The sequence below is a fragment of the Agromyces terreus genome, from assembly GCF_009749465.1.
Lineage (GTDB): Bacteria > Actinomycetota > Actinomycetes > Actinomycetales > Microbacteriaceae > Agromyces > Agromyces terreus.
Genome location: NZ_WBIS01000002.1, coordinates 350,823 through 372,580, shown reverse-complemented (window position 1 = coordinate 372,580; position 21,758 = coordinate 350,823). Strand labels below are relative to the sequence as shown.

Genomic DNA, 21,758 nt, shown 5'->3' with positions numbered 1-21,758 from the left:
AGACGGCTACTCCTCTTCCGTGACCTCGGCCGTGTCGGTGTCTTCGGCCTCCTCCACGAGATTCCGTTCGGAATTCTTCGCGATCGCGATGATGCGGTCGTCGACCGCGAACTTCGCGAAGACGACGCCCATCGTGTCCCTGCCCTTGGCAGGAACCTCGGCGACGTCAGAGCGTACCACCTTGCCGCTGGCAAGAACCACGAGGACCTCGTCGCCGTCGGCGACGATGAGCGCACCCGCAAGGTCGCCGCGATCTTCGGACAGCTTCGCGACCTTGATGCCGAGACCGCCGCGGTTCTGCAGGCGATACTGCGCGACATCCGTGCGCTTGGCGTAGCCGCCCTCGGTGACGACGAAGACGTAGGGACCCTCGCCGGCCGCCTCATCGGAGTCGAGGACGGCGTCGTCGATCTCGGTCGACGCCGGGACGACGGATGCCTCGAGCAGCGAGTCCCCGGCACGAAACGACATGCCCTTGACGCCTGAGGTCGAACGGCCCATGGGCCGGATCGCGTCGTCGGTCGCCTTGAAGCGGAGCGACATGCCCTTGCGCGACACGAGGAGGATCTCGTCCTTCTCGTCGGCCAGCATCGCGGAGACGAGCTCGTCGCCCTCGCGGAGGTTGATCGCGATGACCCCGCGGGAGCGGTTGGTGTCGTACGCGGTCAGCTCGGTCTTCTTGACGAGTCCGTCACGCGTCGCGAGCACGAGGTACTGCGCGACCGCGTAGTCGCGGATGTCGAGGATCTCGGCGACCTGCTCGTCGGGCTGGAGCTCGAGGAGGTTGGCGAGGTGCTGCCCCTTGGCGTCGCGACCGCCCTCCTGCAGCTCGTAGGTCTTCGCCCGGTACACGCGCCCCATGTTCGTGAAGAAGAGGAGCCAGTGGTGCGTGGTCGTGACGAAGAAGTGCTCGACGACGTCGTCGGCGCGGAGCTGCGCGCCCTTGACGCCCTTGCCGCCGCGGTGCTGCGAGCGGTAGTTGTCGCTGCGCGTGCGCTTGACGTACCCGCCGCGCGTGACGGTGACCACCATCTCCTCTTCGGGGATGAGGTCTTCGACCGACATGTCGCCGTCGAAGCCGGGCATGATCTGCGTGCGACGGTCGTCGCCGTACTTGTCGACGATCTCGGCGAGCTCTTCGGAGATGATCGTGCGCTGCCGTTCGGGCGAGGCGATGATCTCGCGGTAGTCGGCGATCTCGATCTCGAGCTGCTCGGCCTCGTCGATGATCTTCTGGCGCTCGAGGGCCGCGAGGCGGCGGAGCTGCATCTCGAGGATCGCACGCGCCTGCAGCTCATCGATGTCGAGCAGCTGCATGAGTCCGTCGCGAGCGGCCTCGACGGTGGAGGAGCGACGGATGAGCGCGATGACCTCGTCGAGCGCGTCGAGCGCCTTGAGGTACCCGCGGAGGATGTGCATGCGCGCTTCGGCCTCGCGCAGCAGATACTGCGTGCGCCGCACGATGACCTCGACCTGATGGTCGACCCAGTGCGCGATGAAGCCGTCGATCGAGAGCGTGCGGGGCACGCCGTCGACGATCGCGAGCATGTTCGCGCCGAAGTTCTCTTGGAGCTGGGTGTGCTTGTAGAGGTTGTTCAGCACGACCTTCGCGACCGCGTCGCGCTTGAGCACGAGCACGAGTCGCTGGCCGGTGCGGCCGGAGGTCTCGTCGCGGATGTCGGCGATGCCGCCGATCTTGCCGTCCTTCACCATGTCGGCGATCTTGATCGCCAGGTTGTCGGGGTTGACCTGGTACGGCAGTTCGGTGACGACGAGGCACGTGCGGCCCTGGAGCTCTTCGACCGAGACGACGGCCCGCATCGTGATGGAGCCGCGGCCCGTGCGGTAGGCGTCGTTGATGCCCTTCACGCCGAGGATCTGCGCGCCGGTCGGGAAGTCGGGCCCCTTGATGCGCTGGATCAGCGCCTCCTGCAGCTCTTCGCGGGATGCCTCGGGGTGCTCGAGGTACCACTGCGCGCCGGATGCCACCTCGCGGAGGTTGTGCGGGGGGATGTTCGTCGCCATGCCGACGGCGATGCCGACGGAACCGTTGACCAGGAGGTTCGGGAACCTCGCGGGCAGGATCGACGGCTCCTGCGTGCGGCCGTCGTAGTTGTCCTGGAAGTCGACGGTCTCCTTCTCGATGTCGCGCACCATCTCGAGCGCGAGCGGAGCCATCTTCGTCTCGGTGTACCGCGGCGCGGCGGCGCCGTCGTTGCCGGGCGAACCGAAGTTGCCCTGACCGAGCGCGAGCGGATACCGCAGGCTCCACGGCTGCACGAGGCGCACGAGCGCGTCGTAGATGGCGGTGTCGCCGTGGGGGTGGAACTGCCCCATGACGTCGCCCACGACGCGGGCGCACTTGGAGAACGCCTTGTCGGGACGATAGCCGCCGTCGTACATCGCGTAGATGACGCGGCGGTGCACCGGCTTGAGACCGTCGCGGACGTCGGGCAGTGCCCGGCCCACGATGACGCTCATCGCGTAGTCGAGGTAGGACCGCTGCATCTCGAGCTGCAGATCGACCTGGTCGATGCGCCCGTGGATGCCGTGGCCGGCGGTGGTCTCGTCGCCGGCGCCGCCGGGCTCGATCACATCAGATGTCAAGGAAACGCACGTCCTTCGCGTTCTTCTGGATGAAGTTGCGGCGGCTCTCGACGTCTTCGCCCATCAGGGTCGAGAAGATCTCGTCGGCGGCGGCCGCGTCGTCCATGGTGACCTGGAGCAGGGTGCGGGACTCGGGGTTCATCGTGGTCTCCCACAGCTCCTGGTGGTTCATCTCGCCGAGACCCTTGTAGCGCTGCACGCCGTTGTCTTTGGGGATGCGCCAGCCCTTGGCCTGCCCCTCGACGAGCAGCGCGTCGCGCTCCTTGTCGGAGTAGACGTACTCGTGGTCGGCGTTCGTCCACTTCAGGCGGTAGAGCGGCGGCTGCGCCAGGTAGACGTAACCGAGCTCGATGAGCGGCCGCATGTAGCGGAAGAGCAGCGTGAGCAGCAGCGTCGTGATGTGCTGGCCGTCGACGTCGGCGTCGGCCATGAGCACGATCTTGTGGTACCTGGCCTTCTCGGTGTTGAAGTCCTCGCCGATGCCGGCGCCGAACGCCGTGATCATCGCCTGCACCTCGGCATTGGCCAGCGCGCGATCGAGACGGGCCTTCTCGACGTTCAGGATCTTGCCGCGCAGCGGCAGGATCGCCTGGGTCTCGGGATTGCGCCCCTGCACCGCGGATCCGCCGGCCGAGTCGCCCTCGACGATGAAGATCTCGGAGATCGACGGGTCTTTCGACGAGCAGTCCTTGAGCTTGCCCGGCATGCCGCCCGACTCGAGCAGACCCTTGCGGCGCGTGGCCTCGCGGGCCTTGCGCGCGGCGATGCGCGCGGTCGCGGCCTGGATCGCCTTGCGGATGATCTCCCGCGCCTGCGCCGGGTTGCGCTCGAACCAGTCGCCGAGCTGGTCGGAGGTGACCTTCTGCACGAACGACTTCGCTTCGGTGTTGCCGAGCTTCGTCTTGGTCTGGCCCTCGAACTGCGGCTCGCCGAGCTTGACCGAGATGACGGCGGTGAGACCCTCGCGGACGTCGTCGCCGGAGAGGTTGTCGTCCTTCTCCTTGATGATGTTCTTCTCGCGTGCGTACTTGTTGACGAGCGTCGTGAGTGCGGCGCGGAAGCCCTCTTCGTGCGTACCGCCCTCATGCGTGTTGATCGTGTTCGCGTACGTGTGCACGGACTCGGAGTACGCCGTGGTCCACTGCATCGCCACTTCGAGCGAGATCTTGCGCTCGGTGTCCTCGGACTCGAAGGAGATGATCTCCTCGTTGACGACGTCGTTCTTCTTCGAGCGGTTGAGGTACTCGACGTAGTCGACGAGGCCGCGCTCGTAGAAGAACGTGTCGGTGCGCGGCGCCGCGGGATCGGCCTCGTGCTCGGCCGTGTCGTCGAGCGGCACTTCGTCGTGGCCGGCGCGCAGGTCGGTCAGGGTGATGCGCAGGCCCTTGTTGAGGAACGCGTACTGCTGGAATCGCGTGCGGAGCGTCTCGTAGTCGAACTCGACGGTCTCGAAGATGTCGGGGCTCGGCCAGAAGGTGATGGTCGTGCCGGTCTCGTCGCTCGCCTCGTCTTGCGAGAGCGGCGCATCGGGCACGCCCACGCTGTACGACTGACGCCAGGCGTGGCCCTCGCGCTTGACCTCGACCTCGAGTCGGGTCGAGAGCGCGTTGACGACGGAGGAGCCGACGCCGTGCAGGCCGCCCGAGACGGCGTACCCGCCGCCGCCGAACTTGCCGCCGGCGTGCAGGACGGTGAGGACGACCTCGACCGTCGACCGCCCCTCGGTCTTGTGGATGCCGACCGGGATGCCGCGGCCGTTGTCGATGACCCGAACGCCGCCGTCGGGCAGGATCGTCACCTGGATGTCGTCGGCGTACCCGGCAAGCGCCTCGTCGACGGAGTTGTCGACGATCTCGTAGACGAGGTGGTGGAGTCCGCGCGGCCCCGTGGAGCCGATGTACATGCCCGGACGCTTGCGGACCGCTTCGAGGCCCTCGAGAACCTGGATCTCATCCGCGCCGTATTCGGGCACGCCCTCGGGCTTCGTCGGTTCGGCTGTCATGTGTGAATCGGGCTCCTGACCGTCATTCTTGCGACTCTCGATCCTATCAAACGGAGGCGCGCGAACGATCTGAAAGCGCCGATCTGAGGCGACGTCGGAGGCGGGTTGACCGAATTTGCCGTCTCAGCCGTAGGTATCGCGTGGGCCACGCCCTGGAATCGATCTGGGACCCCTTTTCCAGGTGGGGGCATCCGGCCCCTGGAAACGGATCGACTCGACCCCGGCGTCGGGGTACCGGTCGAGGATGCGCGTGACGAGGTCGGCGCGCAGCAACCGGAGCTGTGTGGCCCACGCCGTGGACTCGCAGCGCACCTGGAGCACGCCGTGCTCGATCGTCACCGGCTCGGAGTGCGCGGCGATCTCGTCGCCGGCGATCGAGGGCCACGACGAGAGCAGTTCGTGCTGCGAGAGCGGCGCCGCCCAGCCGAGTTGCGTGGTGAGCCCGTCGATGGCCGCGCCGAGCGGTTTCGGATCACGACCCGGCGTGAACGGCTCCCCTCCGGGGCGCTCACGGGCGCGCCGCCGTGCCCTCGCCGCGCTCGTGCCCCGCGGCTGCCCGCCGAAGACCTCGCGGAAGTGCTGGTAGACGCGCAGCGACTCGGATTCGCTCGGCTGCTCAGGCATCGCCGTCGCCTTCGTCGAGCACGCGACCGGCCTCGATGCGGATGACGCGTGCGACGAGCTGCTCGGGCACATCCTCGAGCACGGCGGCCGTGACGAGCACCTGCTCGTAGTCGCCGATCGCCGCCGCCAGGCGCTCCCGCCGCGCCCGGTCGAGTTCGGCGAACACGTCGTCGAGCACGAGCACGGGATCTCCGGTGGCCGAATCGCGACGCAGCAGCTCGGCCGAGGCCAACCGCAGCGAGAGGGCGAACGACCAGGACTCGCCGTGGCTGGCATATCCCTTCGCGGGCAGGCCGTTGAGCATGAGCAGCACGTCGTCGCGGTGCGGGCCCGCGAGCGTGACGCCGCGTTCGAGCTCTTTCGGCCGCAGGACGCGGAGCGCCTCGGCGAACCGCGCCGCCGTGGTCGTCGTGCCCGGCCCGGGCGAGCCGTCTTCGTCGCCGGCGGAGGTCGCCTCGGATGCCTCGGCACCGGGCTCCGCCTCGGGGTCCGCGCCGTCGATCGACAGCAACGGGCGCAACGTCGGCGCATGGTCGGCATCGACGATCGAGGCGTAGGCCAGGGCGAGGGGCCCGGCCAGCTCGGCGACGAGCGCGACGCGCTGGTCGATGATCTCGGCGCCCAACTGCACGAGGCGTTCGTCCCAGATGTCGAGCGTGGTCAGCTTCTCGGCCGCGAGGCCCCTGGCCCTGGCGCTCTTCAGCAGCGTGTTGCGCTGCCGGAGCACCCGTTCGTAGTCGGACATGACGCCCGCCAGACGCGGCGTGCGCTGCACGAGGAGCTCGTCGAGCAGCCTGCGGCGCACCGACGGCTCGCCGCGCACGATGGCCAGATCTTCGGGGGCGAACAGCACGCTGTGCGCGTATCTCGGGAGCTCGCGGGTCTTCACCGGGGAACGGTTGAGCTGCGCGCGATTGGCACCCGTGCGATTGAGCTGGAGTTCGACGAGCAGTTCGCGCTCGGCGTGCGCGAGGAGCGCCCGCACGATCGCCGCATCGGCGCCCGCCCTCACGAGGGCCTGATCGGAGGAGACCCGATGCGATGCGAGCGTCGCGAGGTACCCGATGGACTCGACGAGGTTGGTCTTGCCCTGACCGTTGCGGCCGACGAGCACGGTCGTGCCCGGGCCCAGCTCGAGCTCGGCGCGCGCGTAGTTGCGATAGTCGGTCAACGAGAGCCGGACGACGTGCACTGCGGCTCCCTTCGCGTCGAACGATGCAACGCTACCCGCGACCGACGACAGCCGCGCCGCGGCATCCGTGCTGCCGGGTCGGCTACGACGACGACCGCGCTCAGCGCAGCAGCAGGTTGGGCTGGAGCAGGTAGCGGTAGGTGTCGGCGCCGGCCTGTTCGCGCGAGCTCTGGCTGGTGATGAGCACCGGGCCCGGCTTGTTGGGGTTCTCGGTCTTCGTGAACGAGATGCGCACGAATTCGGAGTTCACGGCGCCGAGCCCGTCGAGCAGGAACTGCGGCTTGAGGGACACGACCGTGTCGTCGCCCGTGAGGATCGCATCGACCGTCTCCTGGGCCTGCGCCTGCTCGCTGCCGATGGCCTCGAGGGTGAGACCGTCGGCGGAGAACGTGAATCGGAGCGCGGCCTCGCGCTCGAGCACGAGGGCGACGCGGCGGGTGGCCTCGATGAGCTCGGCCGTGTTCATCACCGCGTAGTTGTCGACGGACTCGGGGAACAACCGCCGGACGGGCGGGAAGTTGCCCTTGATCAGCAGGCTCGTGACGGTCTTCTTGTCGGCGCTGAACGCGATGAGCTCGCGGTCGTCGCGGCTGGTGATCGCGACCGAGATCGTGCCCGAGTGGCCGAACGTCTTGCCCACCTCCTGCAGGGTGCGGGCCGGCACGAGCGCGGTGACCGTGTCGCCGGTATCGGAGGCGATGGCCCCGCCGTCCCAGTCGATCTCGCGAACGGCGACGCGGTACCGGTCGGTGGCGACGAGCCCGAGGTTGTTCTCGCGCACCTCGAGCTGGACGCCCGTGATGACGGGCGTCACATCGTCACGCGATGCCGCGACCGCGACCTGGGCCACGGCCGCCGCGAACTCCTCGGCGGGCACGACGCCGGACTGCTCGCCGATCTCGGGGATCGACGGGTATTCCTCGACGGGCATCGAGAGGAGGGTGAAGCTCGCAGACCCGCAGCTGACCGAGATGCGCGACTCCTCGGTCGCGATGCGCACGGGCGCGTTCGGCAGGCGGCCGGCGATCTCGGCCAGCAGGCGGCCCGAGACCAGCACCGTGCCCGTCTCTTCGACGTCGGCCTGGATCTCGGTCTGCGAGGAGACCTCGTAGTCGAACGACGAGAGCACGAGCCCGTCTTCGTTGGCCTGGATCAGCACGCCCGAGAGGATCGGCAGCGTCGTGCGCTGGGGCAGGAGCTTCACGGCGAACGACACGGCTTCGCTGAAGACGTCGCGGTTGACCTGGAACTTCACGGTTCTCCCGTCGTGGAGGTGCTGTGGATGGCTCCCATGCTATCCGCAGGGTGGTGCCCGGTGCGGTGCGGATTCGACGCCGACCGCGGGACATCCGCTCGCCGACCCTCGATGTTGTCGGGCCCTCTGGGATTAACCAGTTCTCTTAACGGTGTTAACCGTTGTGGAAACTGTGGATGGTGTTCGGAGATGCCCGGAATGGTGCCGATCGGAGGCCATCGCATCTGTGCACGGCGTGTGGATTCCCGTCGACCATGGTGGTGCCATGTCTGCACGGTGTCTGCAGTTCTCCACAGGCGGGTACCAGCGGTGCACAGTGTTCTGGCGGTTGCTCGTTAACAATCCACAAGCTGTCCACAGGTGTGGGTTGCCGGCTCCGGATGCCGCGGATCGGCGTTTCCGGGCGCGTTCGACGGTCTCCGGCTCACCGGGAACGCGCCGCCGAGGCATCCGATCAGCGGTATCGGTTCGTCTGGCGGATGCGCGCGGTCAGCTCGGTGACCTGGTTGTAGATCGACCGGCGCTCCTTCATGAGCTCCGAGATCTTCTTGTTCGCGTACATCACGGTCGTGTGATCGCGGTTGCCGAAGAGCTGGCCGATCTTCGGCAACGACAGGCTCGTGAGCTCGCGGCAGAGGTACATCGCGATCTGCCGCGCCGTCGCGACGGCCTGCGAACGGCTCGAACCGTAGAGGTCGTCGACCGTCAGCTTGAAGTAGTCGGCGGTCACGGTGATGATGTCGACCGGCGCGACGACGTTGTCGGTGTCGTCGGTGATGAGGTCCTTGAGCACGGTCTGCACCAGGGGCATGTCGACCGGCGCACGGTTCAGGCTCGCGAACGCGGTCACGCGGATGAGCGTTCCTTCGAGCTCGCGGATGTTGCTCGAGACCTTCGTCGCCATGTACTCGAGGATCTCGTCGGGAACCTGGAGCCGTTCGGACTGCGCCTTCTTGCGGAGGATCGCGATGCGGGTCTCGAGGTCGGGTGCCTGCACGTCGGTGATGAGACCCCACTCGAAGCGGCTGCGCATGCGGTCCTCGAAACCGGTGAGGTGCTTCGGCGGCACATCGCTCGTGATCACGACCTGCTTGTTGTGGTCGTGCAGCGTGTTGAAGGTGTGGAAGAACGCCTCCTGGGTCTCGGCCTTGCCCTGGAGGAACTGGATGTCGTCGATCAGCAGGATGTCGATGTTGCGGTAGCGCTGCTGGAACAGCGAGCCGCGGTTGTTCGCGATCGAGTTGATGAAGTCGTTCGTGAATTCCTCGGACGAGACGTACCGGACGCGGATGCCGGGATACATCGTCATCGCGTAGTGGCCGATGGCGTGCAGGAGGTGCGTCTTGCCGAGCCCCGAGTCGCCGTAGATGAAGAGCGGGTTGTACGCCTTCGCCGGCGCCTCGGCCACGGCGACCGCGGCCGCGTGCGAGAAGCGGTTCGACTGCCCGATGACGAAGCTGTCGAAGCTGTACTTCGGGTTGAGGCGGGTGTCGCCCGGTCGGTCGGGACTCGTGTTCTCGAACACCGACTGCGGCGAGGCCGGCAGGTCGACGCGGTCGACGGCGGTCGGCATGCCCGGCGCCTGCCCCGTGAACGGGTCGGTGTCGGGAGCCCGCGTCTCCTCGAGCTCGGGATTCACGACCACGTAGAAGGACGTGACCGGAGTCGGCGCCTCGATGGCGCTCATCGCCGACAGCAGCGAGACGCGCATGCGCTGGTTCAGCATGCTCCCGGTGAAGTCGTTCGGCACCTCGAGGTAGAACGTGCCGGCCGCGATGCCCTTCGGCTCCACCAGGTTGAGGAACCCCTGCAGCATCGGCGTGATCGTCTCGTCGTCCGAGAGTCGATCGAGGACCGTGGCCCATGTATCGGTGATGGGCTGTTCGGTCATCGTTCCCCGCATTCTCGGTGCTCTCGTCGGCCACTCGTCGGATCCCCCGATCGACGGAGCAAGCGGCACGAGATGAAGTATTCACAGTGTTATCCACTGGTTGTGGGCAGATTCTGGGCGAACCGCATGATTCCGCGCTCAAGGCTGGGGATAACTGGTCTCAAACGGTAGCGAATGAGCGGCCTGCGAACAAATGCCCCGTTCGGGATTCATGTCGTTCGGCGTGTCTTTCCACAGGCTTTCCCGAGGTACGGGAGATACTCTCCCTTTTGCGCTACGTCGACTCGATGGGCTCCTGGTTTGACCCCGAGGGCTCGAGGCCGTAGTTTTAATCAGTTGACCCCAGCCCGTTTGGGCACCCAGTTTTCCCGTCTCCGCATGAATCGGCCCCGCCGATGTCGGTGAGGCGCGGAGATCCGATAGCCGGAGAAGAAGAATGAGCAAGCGTACGTTCCAGCCGAACAACCGTCGTCGTGCCAAGAAGCACGGCTTCCGCCTTCGCATGCGCACCCGCGCCGGCCGTGCCATCCTTTCGGCACGCCGCGCCAAGGGTCGCACTGAACTCTCCGCATAGTCGTTCGGTGCTCGCCAAGGCGAATCGCATCACGAGTGCTGACGACTACCGAGTCGTCGTGCGTCGTGGTGCGAAGGTGGCGACGCCCCACACGGTGAGTTATGTGCGGGCCCGCGATTCCTTCGGCGACGCACGATTCGGTTTCATCGTCTCGAAGAAGGTCGGGTCGGCGGTGCGACGCAATCGCGTCCGCCGTCGGCTCAAGGCCGTGACCCACGAAGTCGTGCTCGCCGGCGCGAGCGACGTCGACGTCGTCGTCCGGGCGCTGCCCGGAGCGGCGGATGCCTCGTGGAGCGATCTCCGGACCGAGGTGCTCCGGGCGCTCGCCCGACGCGGTGTGACGACGCCACCGCCCACCCGGTCCGATGAGGTGTCCCGTGCGTGACGCGCTCCTCTTCATCGTCCTCATCCCGCGCAACCTCGGAGTCCTCCTGATCCGCGGCTACCGCGCGGTGATCTCGCCGCTCTACGGCGACGTCTGCCGGTACTACCCCTCTTGCTCGGCCTACGGGCTCGGCTCCGTGCAGCAGCGCGGCCTCTTCGTCGGCAGCGCCCTGACCGCCTGGCGCATCCTGCGCTGCAACCCGTGGACCGCCGGCGGCATCGACGACGTGCGACCCGCCGCCCACACCCGGTATGCGACCACGCCCTTCGGATGGGTCCTGCCCCGCGCATGGGCGCCCTCCCCCGCCGGCCTCGACCGGCCCCTCGACCGCAACGCCCACGCGTCGCACGACGGATGCGACGCGGCATCCGAAGTCCTGACGACGGCGGATGCCTCAGCCCCCACCATGTCCCGAAAGGACTGATCCGCCGCAATGGATATCATCAGCCTGGTCCTCTGGCCCATCAAATGGGTCATCGAGCTGATCCTCGTCGCCTTCCACTCACTCTGGACGTTCGTGGGGCTCGACCCCGACGCCGGCCTCACCTGGATCCTCTCGATCGTGGGCCTCGTCATCGTGGTCCGTGCCGCGCTCATCCCGATCTTCGTGCGCCAGATCAAGAGCCAGCGCCGCATGCTCGAGGTGGCGCCGCAGCTGAAGAAGATCCAGGAGAAGTACAAGGGCAAGAAGGACCAGTTCTCGCGCGAGGCGATGTCGCGCGAGACGATGGAGCTCTACAAGAAGACGGGGACCAACCCGCTCTCGTCGTGCCTCCCCCTGCTGCTGCAGATGCCGATCTTCTTCGGCCTGTTCTCGGTGCTCAACGACGCGCAGCACGACAAGGCCGGTGTCGGCGTCTTCACGCAGGACCTCGCGAACTCGTTCGCCAACGCCGAGTTCCTCGGCGCTCCGCTCAAGGGCACGTTCATCGGCGCGATGAACGGCGAGTACCCCTGGCAGGTCATGGTCATTGCCGCGACGATGATCGTGCTGATGACGGCGTCGCAGTTCATCACGCAGCTCCAGATCGTCTCCAAGAACATGTCGCCCGAGACCAAGGCGAGCCCGATGTTCCGCCAGCAGCGCATCATGCTCTACCTGCTCCCGCTCGTGTTCGCCTTCTCGGGTGTCGCCTTCCCCATCGGCGTCATGTTCTACTGGCTCGTCTCGAACTTCTGGACCATGGGCCAGCAGTTCCTCGTCATCCGCAACATGCCCACGCCGGGCAGTGACGCGGCCAAGGCGCGCGAGGCCCGGCTCGCCAAGAAGGGCAAGCTCGTGATCGAAGAGAAGGACGCCACGACCGTGGTCGTGGAAGAGAAGAAGACGACGCAGCGCCAGCAGCCGGTCGGTAAGAATCGCGCGAAGAAGCAGGGTGGAAAGTAACCATGACCGACGTTCAGAACCTGAATGACGAGCGCACCGTGTCGCAGCTCGAAGAAGAGGGCGACATCGCCGCCGACTACATCGAGGAGCTCCTCGACATCTGCGATCTCGACGGCGACATCGACATCGATGCACGCAACGGTCGCGCGTACGTGTCGGTGAATGCGGGCGACGGCGCCAACCTCAACCTGCTCTCCAAGCCCGACACCGTCAACGCGCTGCAGGAGCTCGCGCGTCTCGCCGTGCAGACGAAGACCAGCGCCTTCTCGCGTCTGATCCTCGACATCGGCGGCTCGCGCGATGCCCGACGCGATGAACTCGCCGGTCTCGTCTCGCGTGCGGTCGAGCGCATCGAGGGTGGCGCAGCCGAGGCCTCGCTCCCCCCGATGTCGTCGTACGAGCGCAAGCTGGTGCACGACCTCGTGAGCGAACGCGGGTTCCACTCGGCGTCCCGAGGCGAGGGCGCCGACCGTCACACGGTCATCACGCGCTCCGCGTGATCGAGCCGTTTCACGTGAAACGATGAGCGAAGAACTCGAGACCGAACCCGCCGTCGCCTCGGCGGTATTCGGCGAGCACCTCGAAGTCGGACGCGCCTTCACCGCGGCACTCGCCCGACACGGCGAGGAGCTCGGTCTGATCGGCCCGCTCGAACTCCCCCGACTCTGGACCCGCCACATCGTGAACTCCGGCCTCGTGGCGTCGCTGCTTCGTCCGGGCTCGGTGGCGGATGTCGGTTCCGGCGCGGGGCTCCCCGGCCTGGTGCTGGCGATCATCCGACCCGACGTGCAGTTCACCCTCATCGAGCCGATGGAGCGCCGTGTCGACTGGCTCGAACGCCAGGTGCGCGAGCTCGATCTCGGCAACGTGCTGGTCGAGCGCGCTCGCGCCGAGGATTCTGCGTTCAAGCGGCAGTTCGACCAGGTCACCGCTCGCGCCGTGAGCGCGCTGCGCACCCTCATTCCGGTGACCGCTCCCCTCTTGAAGCCGGGCGGAGAGCTGGTGCTGATGAAGGGCGCCGGCGTCGACGGAGAGATCGGGGCCGCGCAGAAGGTGTTCCGCAAGTATCTGGTGTCCGACCCCGAGGTGCTCGTACTCGGCGAAGACCTGGGTACCGAGCCGACCAGGGTCTTCCGCGCCACAGTCGACGCACGCTGACGTGTGCTGGCGCGTGCTGGCGCGCTGACGGGCTCGCGCATTGAGGCGTTGGGCGCGCGGAGGAGTTGCTCGCGCTGAGCAGCTGCTCTCGCTGAGGAGCTGCTCGCGCTGAGCGAGCTGGCGGTACCGAGGTACGTTGCTGCGGGCTGCCCGTTGACTGTCTGGGTGTGTTCGTGTGTGACACGGGAGTTGGCACCTGCTCCTTGACGCTTGTGCCACTCCCCTTCGTCGGTGCTTGTTGGTTCTGATGACCTGTGGCTGATGCGGTTCGGATCCCCTTCTTCTCTCGAACCACGCAGTGCGCTTCAGATGTTTCACGTGAAACACGCCAACAAGTCGGCGTTCGAGATGCTGCCGCGCCGCGCCTAGCCGTGCCGTGCCGTGCCGCGGCTCGCCGCGCTGACCGTGACTGGAGGCAGCGACATGCCCCGGCGGCGGTCGAGCTTGCGCGTTGAACTCCGTCGCGGGAGTGGAACGATTTGGGCGCGGCCCGCGACGTGTGCGCAACACACGAGGCGAGGCGCCACGCCGGGCGAAGGAGCCGCCGTGCGTGCGCGAACGCCGATCAGTTGACTGCGAGGCGGACGAGCGCGACCCGCAGCCGCGTGCGACTCGGAAGCGCGAGTATGCGGTTGGCACCCGACACGAGAGTCGCGTACGAACGGCAGAAGAGAGGTGGAAGCGAGCGCGCATCTGGACCGGTGCCGAGATGCGGCGCAGAGCACTCCAACCAGTCCCCCGGTCGCTCAACAGTGCGCGTCCGTCGGTTCGTTTCTTCGCGGTGATCGGTCGAGGTGGTCTCGGCATCGACTGGGCCTCGTTGACTGGGCCTGGCAATCAGAGGACTGGCTGACGGCTGCGCGGTTTCGCACAGATTGGGTGGGGCCGAATGAAGGTGAGTGGTGCGCCTGCCGGATATTGCCGCCGCAGTCAGGCGGACAGAAGGGGTCCACTGACTGACGGGACCGGCGAATCATGGAACCGCCGAATCGTGGAAGCCCCTGTGCAACAGAAGCCGCGAATCACGGAATCAACACGACACGGAACGCGATGCGTGGATGCCGCGATCCGACGAGCACACTAGGACGCCAGGACGCCAGGACGCCAGGACGCCAGGACGCCAGGACGCCAGGACGCTAGGGATCTCTCTTCCCCCGCCTACCGCGATCGCTTGCGGTGCATGGCGCGGGATTCCGTCATTGAAGTGGGCATCTGATCGCGGTCTGCTGAGGTGACGGGAGTGTTGACCTCTGAGCCAATGTCCGGGCAACGCACTGTCCGGGCAACGCACCGCAACTCGCCGCACCGCAGCCTGAGCCTCTACGTGAGGCGTTTCACGTGAAACATGCGCAGGCATCGCCGATGATGAGCCGTGTTCTCGCGGGGCGCCGTTTCACGTGAAACGGCGTCGATCATTCGGCCACAGCGATTCCGCCCCGGCCGCGAACACGTCTCGCGGAATCGCATGCGCTCTCGGTGAACTTCGTCTGCGCACGTCAGCGGTGGCGGTTAGGCTTGGGTGTCTGGCGCGGTTCGGAGAACTGCGCCGGTTTGGTGGGCACCAGATCGTGGGGAATGACGGATCAGGTTTGGAGAATTCGGCATGGCGCAGGGCGGAGGTCGCGGATGGTTCCATCGCCGTCGACCGCAGCCGGCCCCCCCGCCCCCGGCCCCCGCAGTTGAAGTGAAGTCAGAACCCCCCGTGCCATCAGTCGAAGCTCTCGTCGAGCCGCCATCAGTCTCTCTGGCGCCCGATGTGACGCACGAAGACGAGGTGGGCGTTCGCAACGTGGATGACACAACCGGGGCGCATGGAGCGGCTGTCCCGAATTCGGTCGAGCCGATGCTCCGTCCGAGCGCCTTCGCGGAGCGAAAGCTCTCCCCACTCGCGGGCGATCAGGTTGAGGCACCCGTGAACTCGGCAGGCGAGGCAAACCCAAGCGCCGACGACCGCCAGAACGCATCGGCGTCCGCACGTGAAGCTTCGCCAAGTCAGTTGGGCGAGTCGAGCCAGCAGACACGCACGGGCTCGTCGAACTACGACTGGGATGCAGCTACGGCCGCGGCGCTCTCCGACTTCGATGGGCCAGCGGTGCCCGCAAGAACGGCGCATTCGACAGCGCAGCCCGATCGCCTGCTTGAAGACATCATTCGCGAGATCGTCGGGGACGCAGCAGTCGACACGGTGAGTTCGCTGCAATCGGCGAAGGTCGCCACGGAGACTCCGTCGACTCCGGCGGCTCCTCTCCCCCGACCCGCTGCACACGAGGTTCCGGCACCGTCGGACGGCCGCGAAGACATGGACTCGCCCACGCCGGATGCTTCCGCGGTTGCCGATGCAACAACCCACCAGGCGACCGGGGATTCAGAACTCGGCGCGGCCGACATCACGGCGGCTCCGACCGCGCAAGATTCTGACCCCCAAGCTCCGACCGCGCAAGCTCCAGACCCGCAAGCTCCAGACGTACTCGACCCCGACGAGGCAGTCGACGTTAGCGATGTTTCACGTGAAACGTCCGGCTCCCCCGCGGTCGTCGACATGGCACCCGAACCCGTCGAGGCCGAACCCGTCGAGGACGCTGCTTCGACGGACGGCATGGCGGAGGCCGACCGACCGATCGAAGCATCAGCCCAAGACCAGGGGGCCGGCTCCAGCGAGTCGGCAGATCCCGTTGAATACGAGCCGTCCGCCGACGCGGACATCGCAACTGCACCACCCGTTTCACGTGAAACGGAGCCCGAATACGGAGGAACTCCCCTGGCCGATCAAATTGCCGACGAGACGCGTCGCCGCATCGCACTCGAGACCGCGGTCCTCCCGCTGCCGGTACAGACTCGTGTCTTCACCATCTCGAATCAGAAGGGCGGAGTCGGCAAGACGACCACCGCGGTCAATCTCGCCGCGGCGCTCGCCCGCTCCGGCGCACACGTCCTGGTCGTCGACCTCGACCCTCAGGGCAACGCGTCGACGGCACTCGGCGTCGATCACCGGTCGGACCAGCAGAGCGTCTACGAGGTACTCGTCGCCGACCTCGAGCTCGCCGCCGTCGTCCGTCCGTCGACCGAGCACGAGCGACTCGATTGCGTGCCGGCCACGATCCATCTCGCCGGCGCCGAGATCGAGCTCGTGTCCCTCGTCGCGCGCGAACAGCGACTCCGCCGCGCGATCGACAAGCACCTCGCCTCGATGGATCGACCGTACGACTACGTGTTCATCGACTGCCCGCCGTCGCTCGGCCTGCTGACCATCAATGCGTTCGTCGCGGCCCGTGAAGTACTCATCCCCATCCAGTGCGAGTACTACGCGCTCGAGGGGCTCTCGCAACTGCTCAGCAATATCGAGCTGATCGAGAAGCATCTCAACTCCGAGCTTCGTCTCTCGACGATCCTGCTCACGATGTACGACTCTCGCACCAACCTCGCGCAGCAGGTCGCCCAAGAGGTGCGCGATCACTTCCCCGCCCAGACGCTCGAGACGATCATCCCCCGCTCCGTGCGGGTCTCCGAAGCGCCGAGCTACGGGCAGAGCGTCATCAGCTACGACTACTCATCATCGGGCTCGCTCTCCTATCGCGAAGCGGCTGCAGAGATCGCGCAGCGGGCCGCTGCCGCGGCACAGAAGGAAGGCAACTGATGGCGACGAAGCGCACGGGACTCGGACGCGGAATCGGGGCGTTGATCCCTCAGGGTGACGATGCAGGCAGGGCCAATCGCCCGGTCGACGTCTTCTTCCCCGACGCTGACGCGAAACCCGTCGCTTCAGCGTCCGTGGTCGAGGAAGCCGCCGGCACCGAAACCCTGATCGCCGTGCCCGGTGCGCGTCTCGCGCGGCTGAATCCACACGACATCGTGCCGAACGCCGTGCAGCCCCGACATGTCTTCGACCCCGAAGACCTCGCGGAACTCGTGCACAGTGTGCGCGAGTTCGGCGTGCTGCAACCCATCGTCGTACGCCCGCACCCCGACCAGATCGGCAAGTACGAGCTCGTCATGGGCGAGCGCCGACTGCGTGCGACGAAGGAGGCCGGACTCGATTCGATCCCGGCGGTCGTCAAGGACACGGCCAATGAGGACATGCTTCGCGATGCGCTGCTCGAGAACCTGCACCGCTCGCAGCTCAACGCGCTCGAAGAGGCGTCGGCCTACCAACAGCTCCTCTCCGATTTCGGCATCACCCAAGAGGAGCTGGCCGCCCGTATCGGGCGATCGCGCCCGCAGATCTCGAACACCCTTCGCCTCCTGAAGCTCCCCGAACCGGTGCAGATCCGAGTCGCCGCCGGCGTCCTCAGCGCGGGTCACGCGCGGGCGATTCTCGCGACCGGCGGTGACAGCGAAGTGATGCAGCGCTTCGCCGACAAGATCATCAACGAAGAGCTGTCCGTTCGCGCTGCTGAAGCGGCGGCGACATCGGCCGCTCCGGCGAAGTCGACCAAGGCGAAGCCCTCGGCGGGCAAACGACAGGACTTCCTCGACGATCTTGCCGGTCGCCTCGGTGATCGACTGAACACCCGCGTGAAGATCAATCTCGGCGCTCGAAAAGGCCAGATCAGCATCGATTTTGCGACCGTTCAAGACCTTCGGCGCATTCTCACGGACCTGGGCGAGGAACTCGAAGGCGTCTGATCGAAGATCGCCCTCAGAATCGTTCCTGACGAACTGAAACAGGCGCGAAAACGCCCGTTCTCAAGACGAAGAAGTCGATCGGAACGCGCTGGCCTGGTCGACGAGCAATCTCGTTCACCTCGAGATCCGCGCCGCGAATCAGCTCCGCGGCGCTCGAGGCATCCGCATTGCTAGTCGGCGACCGAGAGCGGAGACTTGGCCACCGCGGAACGCACCAACCCCGAGTACACCTCGGCGGTGCTCGTGCCCGAAGCTTCGATCGCGAGCGGCAGCAGCGAGGTCTCGGTGAGACCGGGCATCACATTCGCTTCGAGGAACCACGGCGTGCCCGAGGCATCGACGATGAAGTCGACCCGTGACAGATCGCGAAGCCCGAGTGCGGTATGGGCGTGGACCGCCGCCGCGGCGACGGTGTCGATGATCTCAGCGTCCAGTCGCGACGGCGCGTAGAAGGTGGTCTCCCCGGCGTTGTATCGAGCCTGGAAACTGTAGATGCCGTCGGTGGGCTCGATCTCGACCGGAGTGAGCGCGAGTGGACCGGAACCGGTGTCGACGACTCCGACGGACAGTTCGGTGCCGACGATGCGTCGTTCGACGACGACCACGTCGGCGTAGGTGAACGCTTCGACCATCGCGCGGGGCAGGTCGTTCGAATCCGTCACGATCGAGACGCCCTGTGCCGAGCCGCCCATGGCGGGCTTCACGACGAGATCGCCGGGAAGGGAATCGCGCACGACGCGGAGGACCGCGGATGCGCCGAGTTCGCGGAACGACTCGTGCGACAACACGATGGATTCGGGCACCGACGCCCCCGTCGCCGCGATGATCGAACTCGCGATCGGCTTCGACCAGGCGCGGCGGGCCGCGGCGGCGCTCGAACCGACCGTGGGGATGCCGAGTGCGGAGAGGAGGCCGATGAGGGAGCCGTCTTCGCCGCTCGAGCCGTGCAGTGCGGGGAACACGGCGTCGGGGCGCTCGCTCGCCAGGAACGGGAGGAGGCCGGCGTCGGGATCCCGCAGCACCACCCGGTGGCCTGCCGCTGCGAGTGCATCGGCGACGCGACGCCCCGACCGGAGGGAGACGTCGCGCTCATGCGAGATGCCGCCCGCGAGGACGACGACGTGAAGACCGAGGGAATCGCTCATGATCTGGGGTTTCTCCACTACTTCAGGTCGGTCGGGGGTGCCGGTTCGATGCCGGGCTTCATCGGCAGTTGCAGGGTGCCGGTGCCGGCGAACGTGTCGAGGAGGTCGAGCTCGCCGTTCACGACGGTCGCGAGCCGACGGATGCCGACCCGGATCGCCTCAGGCGTGGGGTAGCAGAACGAGAGCCGCATGGCGTGCCGGCCCCTGCCGTCGGCGAAGAACGCGGTGCCGGGGGTGTACGCGACGAGCTCCTTCACCGCGCGGGGCAGCATCTGCTTCGAGTCGAGCACGTCGGGCATCGTCACCCAGACGTAGAAGCCGCCGTTCGGGTTCGTCCAGCTCAGTTGAGGAAGGTACTCCCCCAGCGCCTCGATCATGGCGTCTTTGCGCTCGCGATAGACCCCGCGGAATGTGTCGATCTGCGCGCGCCAGTCGGTGGTCGAGAGGTATTCGGAGACGACGAGCTGGCTGAACGAACTGGGCGAGAGGATCGCCGACTCGGCGGCCAGGATGAGCTTCTCGCGGATGGCGTGCGGCGCCAGGGCCCAGCCGACCCGGAATCCCGGGGCGAGCGTCTTCGAGAACGAACCGAGGTAGATGACGCCCTCGGAGTCGAGCGAGCGCAGTGCGTTCGGGGCCGGCTCGTCGAAATGCAGCAGCCCGTAGGGGTTGTCTTCGAGCACGAGGATCTCGTTCGACCGGCAGATCTCGAGGATCTCGGGTCGGCGCTCGGCCGATAGCGTCACACCCGCCGGATTGTGGAAGTTCGGGATCGTGTAGAGGAACTTGATGCGCCGACCCTGCCCGCGGAGATGCGCGATGGTCTGTCGGAGCGCCTCGGGGATCAGACCGTGCTCGTCCATGGCGACGTGCACCACGTTCGCCTGATACGAGCGGAACACACCCATGGCGCCCACGTACGAAGGCGCCTCGGCGAGTACGACATCGCCCGGATCGAGGAACAGCTTCGCCACGAGATCGAGTGCCTGCTGCGAGCCGGTCGAAGTCACGACGTTGTCGACCGAACCCTGGATGCCCTCGAGGGCCATGACCTCGAGGATGTGCTCGCGGAGAGAAGGAATACCCTGACCAGAGCCATATTGCAGGGCCGTCGGGCCGTCGGTGCGCATGACGCGGTCCATCGAGGAGATGATGAGTTCCTGCGGCAGAGCGGAGACGTACGGCATGCCGCCCGCGAGCGAGACCACCTCAGGGCGCGAGGCCACCGCGAACAGCGCACGAACCTCGGAGGCGGCCAGGCCGGCGGCTCGCTCGGCGTAGTTCGCGTACCACGGGTCGAGGTTGTTGCCGGTCCGCTGGGGGACGCCGTCAGAGGTCACGAGTGCTGATTCCGATCTGTTCTGGGTTGTTCAATGCTAGTTGCCGCTCGAAGACCGGGCTGCCACGCCGAGAACGCAGAAGACCCGCCCGGCGTGTGCCGGGCGGGTCTCGAAGCGCTACGAGGCTGCCGGCTACGCGATGTAGTCGGCGAGGTCGGCCTCGAGGGCGGGCTTCGGCTTGGCGCCGATCACGGTCTTGACGACCTCGCCCTTCTCGAAGACCTTGAACGCGGGAATCGCCGTGATCTGGTACTTCATCGCGAGCTGCGGGTTCTCGTCGACGTTGAGCTTGACGATGTCGAGCTTGTCGGCGTGCTCGCTCGCGATCTGGTCGAGGATCGGGCTCACGGCGCGACACGGGCCGCACCACTCGGCCCAGAAGTCGACGAGGACGGCCTTGTCGTTGTTGAGGACCTCCTGCTCGAAGGTGGCCTCGGTCACTGCACGTGCGGTCATGGGTATCTCCTCAGGTTGAAGCGGGTCGACGTCGGCGGTCAGTCGACCGCGACGAATTCGTTCTCGAGCAGTGCCTCGGCGGCGTTCTCGTTGCCGAGCGCAGCGAGGTAGTGCTCGGCGTCGAGCGCGGCCACGGTGCCCGAACCGGCGGCGGTGATCGCCTGGCGGTAGTGGGGGTCGATGACGTCGCCCGCGGCGAACACGCCGGGGAGCGAGGTCTTGGAGGTGCGGCCGTCGACGGCGATGGTGCCCTCGGCGGTCAGCTCGAGCTTGCCGTGCACCAGGTGGGTGCGGGGGTCGTTGCCGATCGCGACGAATAGTCCGTCGAGCTCGAGCAGTCGCTCCTCGCCGGTGACCGTGTCGCGCAGCGTGACGCCCGTGACGGCCGTCTCGCCGACGATCGCGGCAACCTCGGAGTTCCACACGAACTCGATCTTCTCGTTGTCGATCGCCCGCTGCTGCATGATCTTCGATGCCTTGAGCGAGTCGCGACGGTGGATCACGTACACCTTGTCGGCGAAACGCGTGAGGAAGGTCGCCTCCTCCATGGCCGAGTCGCCGCCGCCGACGACCGCGATGGTCTTCTGACGGAAGAAGAACCCGTCGCACGTGGCGCACCACGAGAGGCCGTGGCCCGAGAGCAGCTCTTCTTCGGGCAGGCCGAGCTTGCGGTAGGCCGAGCCGGTCGCGTAGATGAGGGCGGATGCCTCGTGCGTCTCGCCGTTGCCGAGGGTGACGCGCTTGACCGGGCCGTCGATGTCGAGCGACACGACGTCGTCGTAAACGACCTCGGTGCCGAACCGCTCGGCCTGCGCCTGCAGCTTGCCCATGAGGTCGGGGCCCATGATGCCCTCGGGGAAGCCGGGGAAGTTCTCGACCTCGGTCGTGTTCATCAGCTCGCCGCCGATCTCGACGGAACTCGCGATGAGCAGGGGCTTCAACTCCGCGCGGGCAGCGTAGATCGCCGCGGTGAAGCCCGCAGGACCTGAGCCGATGATGATGATGTCGCGCAAGGAGGCTCCTGTCGTCAGTCGGTGATTCGTGGCATCCGCATCGGTGGTTTCACGGAGGCCAACGACATGGTCAACACAGTCTAGGCGTCGCGTATTCCGTCACGGT

The 21,758-nt window shown here is 66.8% G+C and carries 18 protein-coding genes; 8 read left to right on the top strand and 10 right to left on the bottom strand.

What is annotated here, in order from left to right; translation table 11 throughout:
• Positions 1-6 precede the first annotated feature (6 nt).
• From gyrA to dnaA, 6 genes are all read right to left on the bottom strand, one after another.
• Complete coding sequence (gene gyrA, locus GQQ92_RS06885; protein ID WP_232057584.1) at positions 7-2,595, bottom strand: DNA gyrase subunit A; 2,589 nt, start codon at positions 2,593-2,595, stop codon at positions 7-9.
• Between the two features lies 1 nt (position 2,596).
• Complete coding sequence (gene gyrB / locus GQQ92_RS06880; RefSeq protein WP_156998489.1) at positions 2,597-4,609, bottom strand: DNA topoisomerase (ATP-hydrolyzing) subunit B; 2,013 nt, start codon at positions 4,607-4,609, stop codon at positions 2,597-2,599.
• Between the two features lie 123 nt (positions 4,610-4,732).
• Entirely contained in the window at positions 4,733-5,233 is a 501-nt protein-coding gene (locus tag GQQ92_RS06875; RefSeq protein ID WP_156998488.1) for a DUF721 domain-containing protein, read from the bottom strand.
• On the bottom strand, positions 5,226-6,425 hold the full coding sequence (gene recF / locus GQQ92_RS06870) for a DNA replication/repair protein RecF (protein WP_156998487.1): 1,200 nt from the start codon (positions 6,423-6,425) through the stop codon (positions 5,226-5,228). The genes GQQ92_RS06875 and recF overlap by 8 nt, the downstream gene beginning before the upstream one ends.
• A 100-nt stretch (positions 6,426-6,525) precedes the next feature.
• Positions 6,526-7,680 (bottom strand): DNA polymerase III subunit beta, encoded by a 1,155-nt coding sequence (dnaN, locus tag GQQ92_RS06865; RefSeq protein ID WP_156998486.1) that lies wholly within the window; start codon positions 7,678-7,680, stop codon positions 6,526-6,528.
• Between the two features lie 454 nt (positions 7,681-8,134).
• Positions 8,135-9,496, bottom strand: coding sequence for a chromosomal replication initiator protein DnaA (gene dnaA, locus GQQ92_RS06860; RefSeq protein ID WP_407922074.1), 1,362 nt, complete (start codon positions 9,494-9,496; stop codon positions 8,135-8,137).
• Between the two features lie 511 nt (positions 9,497-10,007).
• Here dnaA and rpmH point away from each other — a divergent pair.
• The 8 genes from rpmH to GQQ92_RS06820 all read left to right on the top strand — a co-directional run bounded on the left by rpmH (position 10,008) and on the right by GQQ92_RS06820 (position 17,698).
• A complete protein-coding gene (gene rpmH, locus GQQ92_RS06855) occupies positions 10,008-10,145 on the top strand; it encodes a 50S ribosomal protein L34 (RefSeq protein WP_022889115.1) in 138 nt (45 codons plus the stop codon).
• A 7-nt stretch (positions 10,146-10,152) separates the two neighbouring features.
• The gene (gene rnpA, locus GQQ92_RS06850) at positions 10,153-10,530 is read left to right on the top strand and encodes a ribonuclease P protein component (RefSeq protein WP_156998484.1); all 378 of its coding nucleotides are present in this window, start codon (positions 10,153-10,155) and stop codon (positions 10,528-10,530) included.
• Positions 10,523-10,954 (top strand): membrane protein insertion efficiency factor YidD, encoded by a 432-nt coding sequence (gene yidD / locus GQQ92_RS06845; protein ID WP_308206752.1) that lies wholly within the window; start codon positions 10,523-10,525, stop codon positions 10,952-10,954. Before rnpA ends, yidD begins: the two co-directional genes overlap by 8 nt.
• Positions 10,955-10,963: 9 nt before the next feature.
• Positions 10,964-11,917, top strand: coding sequence for a membrane protein insertase YidC (gene yidC / locus GQQ92_RS06840; protein WP_156998482.1), 954 nt, complete (start codon positions 10,964-10,966; stop codon positions 11,915-11,917).
• A 2-nt stretch (positions 11,918-11,919) separates the two neighbouring features.
• The gene (locus GQQ92_RS06835; RefSeq protein ID WP_156998481.1) at positions 11,920-12,417 is read left to right on the top strand and encodes a Jag family protein; all 498 of its coding nucleotides are present in this window, start codon (positions 11,920-11,922) and stop codon (positions 12,415-12,417) included.
• Positions 12,418-12,439: 22 nt separating this feature from the next.
• Complete coding sequence (gene rsmG, locus GQQ92_RS06830) at positions 12,440-13,075, top strand: 16S rRNA (guanine(527)-N(7))-methyltransferase RsmG (protein ID WP_156998480.1); 636 nt, start codon at positions 12,440-12,442, stop codon at positions 13,073-13,075.
• A gap of 2,596 nt (positions 13,076-15,671) precedes the next feature.
• The gene (locus GQQ92_RS06825; protein WP_372493420.1) at positions 15,672-16,709 is read left to right on the top strand and encodes a ParA family protein; all 1,038 of its coding nucleotides are present in this window, start codon (positions 15,672-15,674) and stop codon (positions 16,707-16,709) included.
• Positions 16,709-17,698: a ParB/RepB/Spo0J family partition protein gene (locus tag GQQ92_RS06820; protein ID WP_156998479.1), complete on the top strand. Its 990-nt coding sequence runs from the start codon at positions 16,709-16,711 to the stop codon at positions 17,696-17,698. The genes GQQ92_RS06825 and GQQ92_RS06820 overlap by 1 nt, the downstream gene beginning before the upstream one ends.
• A 170-nt stretch (positions 17,699-17,868) precedes the next feature.
• Here GQQ92_RS06820 and GQQ92_RS06815 read toward each other — a convergent pair whose 3' ends face one another.
• From GQQ92_RS06815 to trxB, 4 genes are all read right to left on the bottom strand, one after another.
• A complete protein-coding gene (locus GQQ92_RS06815; RefSeq protein ID WP_156998478.1) occupies positions 17,869-18,843 on the bottom strand; it encodes a D-alanine--D-alanine ligase family protein in 975 nt (324 codons plus the stop codon).
• 17 nt (positions 18,844-18,860) lie between these two features.
• The gene (locus GQQ92_RS06810) at positions 18,861-20,183 is read right to left on the bottom strand and encodes an aminotransferase-like domain-containing protein (protein ID WP_156998477.1); all 1,323 of its coding nucleotides are present in this window, start codon (positions 20,181-20,183) and stop codon (positions 18,861-18,863) included.
• Between the two features lie 132 nt (positions 20,184-20,315).
• Entirely contained in the window at positions 20,316-20,639 is a 324-nt protein-coding gene (gene trxA / locus GQQ92_RS06805) for a thioredoxin (RefSeq protein WP_156998476.1), read from the bottom strand.
• 38 nt (positions 20,640-20,677) lie between these two features.
• Positions 20,678-21,652 carry a thioredoxin-disulfide reductase gene (gene trxB / locus GQQ92_RS06800; protein WP_156998475.1) on the bottom strand — a complete coding sequence of 325 codons (975 nt, stop codon included), beginning with the start codon at positions 21,650-21,652 and terminating at the stop codon, positions 20,678-20,680.
• Positions 21,653-21,758: the final 106 nt, after the last annotated feature.

Excerpts from the sequence above, each read along its gene's own strand:
- gyrB (WP_156998489.1), bottom strand. The coding sequence starts at position 4,609 with ATGACAGCCGAACCGACGAAGCCCGAGGGCGTGCCCGAATACGGCGCG.
- GQQ92_RS06875 (WP_156998488.1), bottom strand. The coding sequence starts at position 5,233 with ATGCCTGAGCAGCCGAGCGAATCCGAGTCGCTGCGCGTCTACCAGCAC.
- dnaA (WP_407922074.1), bottom strand. The coding sequence starts at position 9,496 with ATGCTGCAGGGGTTCCTCAACCTGGTGGAGCCGAAGGGCATCGCGGCC.
- rpmH (WP_022889115.1), top strand. The coding sequence starts at position 10,008 with ATGAGCAAGCGTACGTTCCAGCCGAACAACCGTCGTCGTGCCAAGAAG.
- yidC (WP_156998482.1), top strand. The coding sequence starts at position 10,964 with ATGGATATCATCAGCCTGGTCCTCTGGCCCATCAAATGGGTCATCGAG.
- GQQ92_RS06835 (WP_156998481.1), top strand. The coding sequence starts at position 11,920 with ATGACCGACGTTCAGAACCTGAATGACGAGCGCACCGTGTCGCAGCTC.
- rsmG (WP_156998480.1), top strand. The coding sequence starts at position 12,440 with ATGAGCGAAGAACTCGAGACCGAACCCGCCGTCGCCTCGGCGGTATTC.
- GQQ92_RS06825 (WP_372493420.1), top strand. The coding sequence starts at position 15,672 with ATGGCGGAGGCCGACCGACCGATCGAAGCATCAGCCCAAGACCAGGGG.
- GQQ92_RS06820 (WP_156998479.1), top strand. The coding sequence starts at position 16,709 with ATGGCGACGAAGCGCACGGGACTCGGACGCGGAATCGGGGCGTTGATC.
- GQQ92_RS06815 (WP_156998478.1), bottom strand. The coding sequence starts at position 18,843 with ATGAGCGATTCCCTCGGTCTTCACGTCGTCGTCCTCGCGGGCGGCATC.
- trxA (WP_156998476.1), bottom strand. The coding sequence starts at position 20,639 with ATGACCGCACGTGCAGTGACCGAGGCCACCTTCGAGCAGGAGGTCCTC.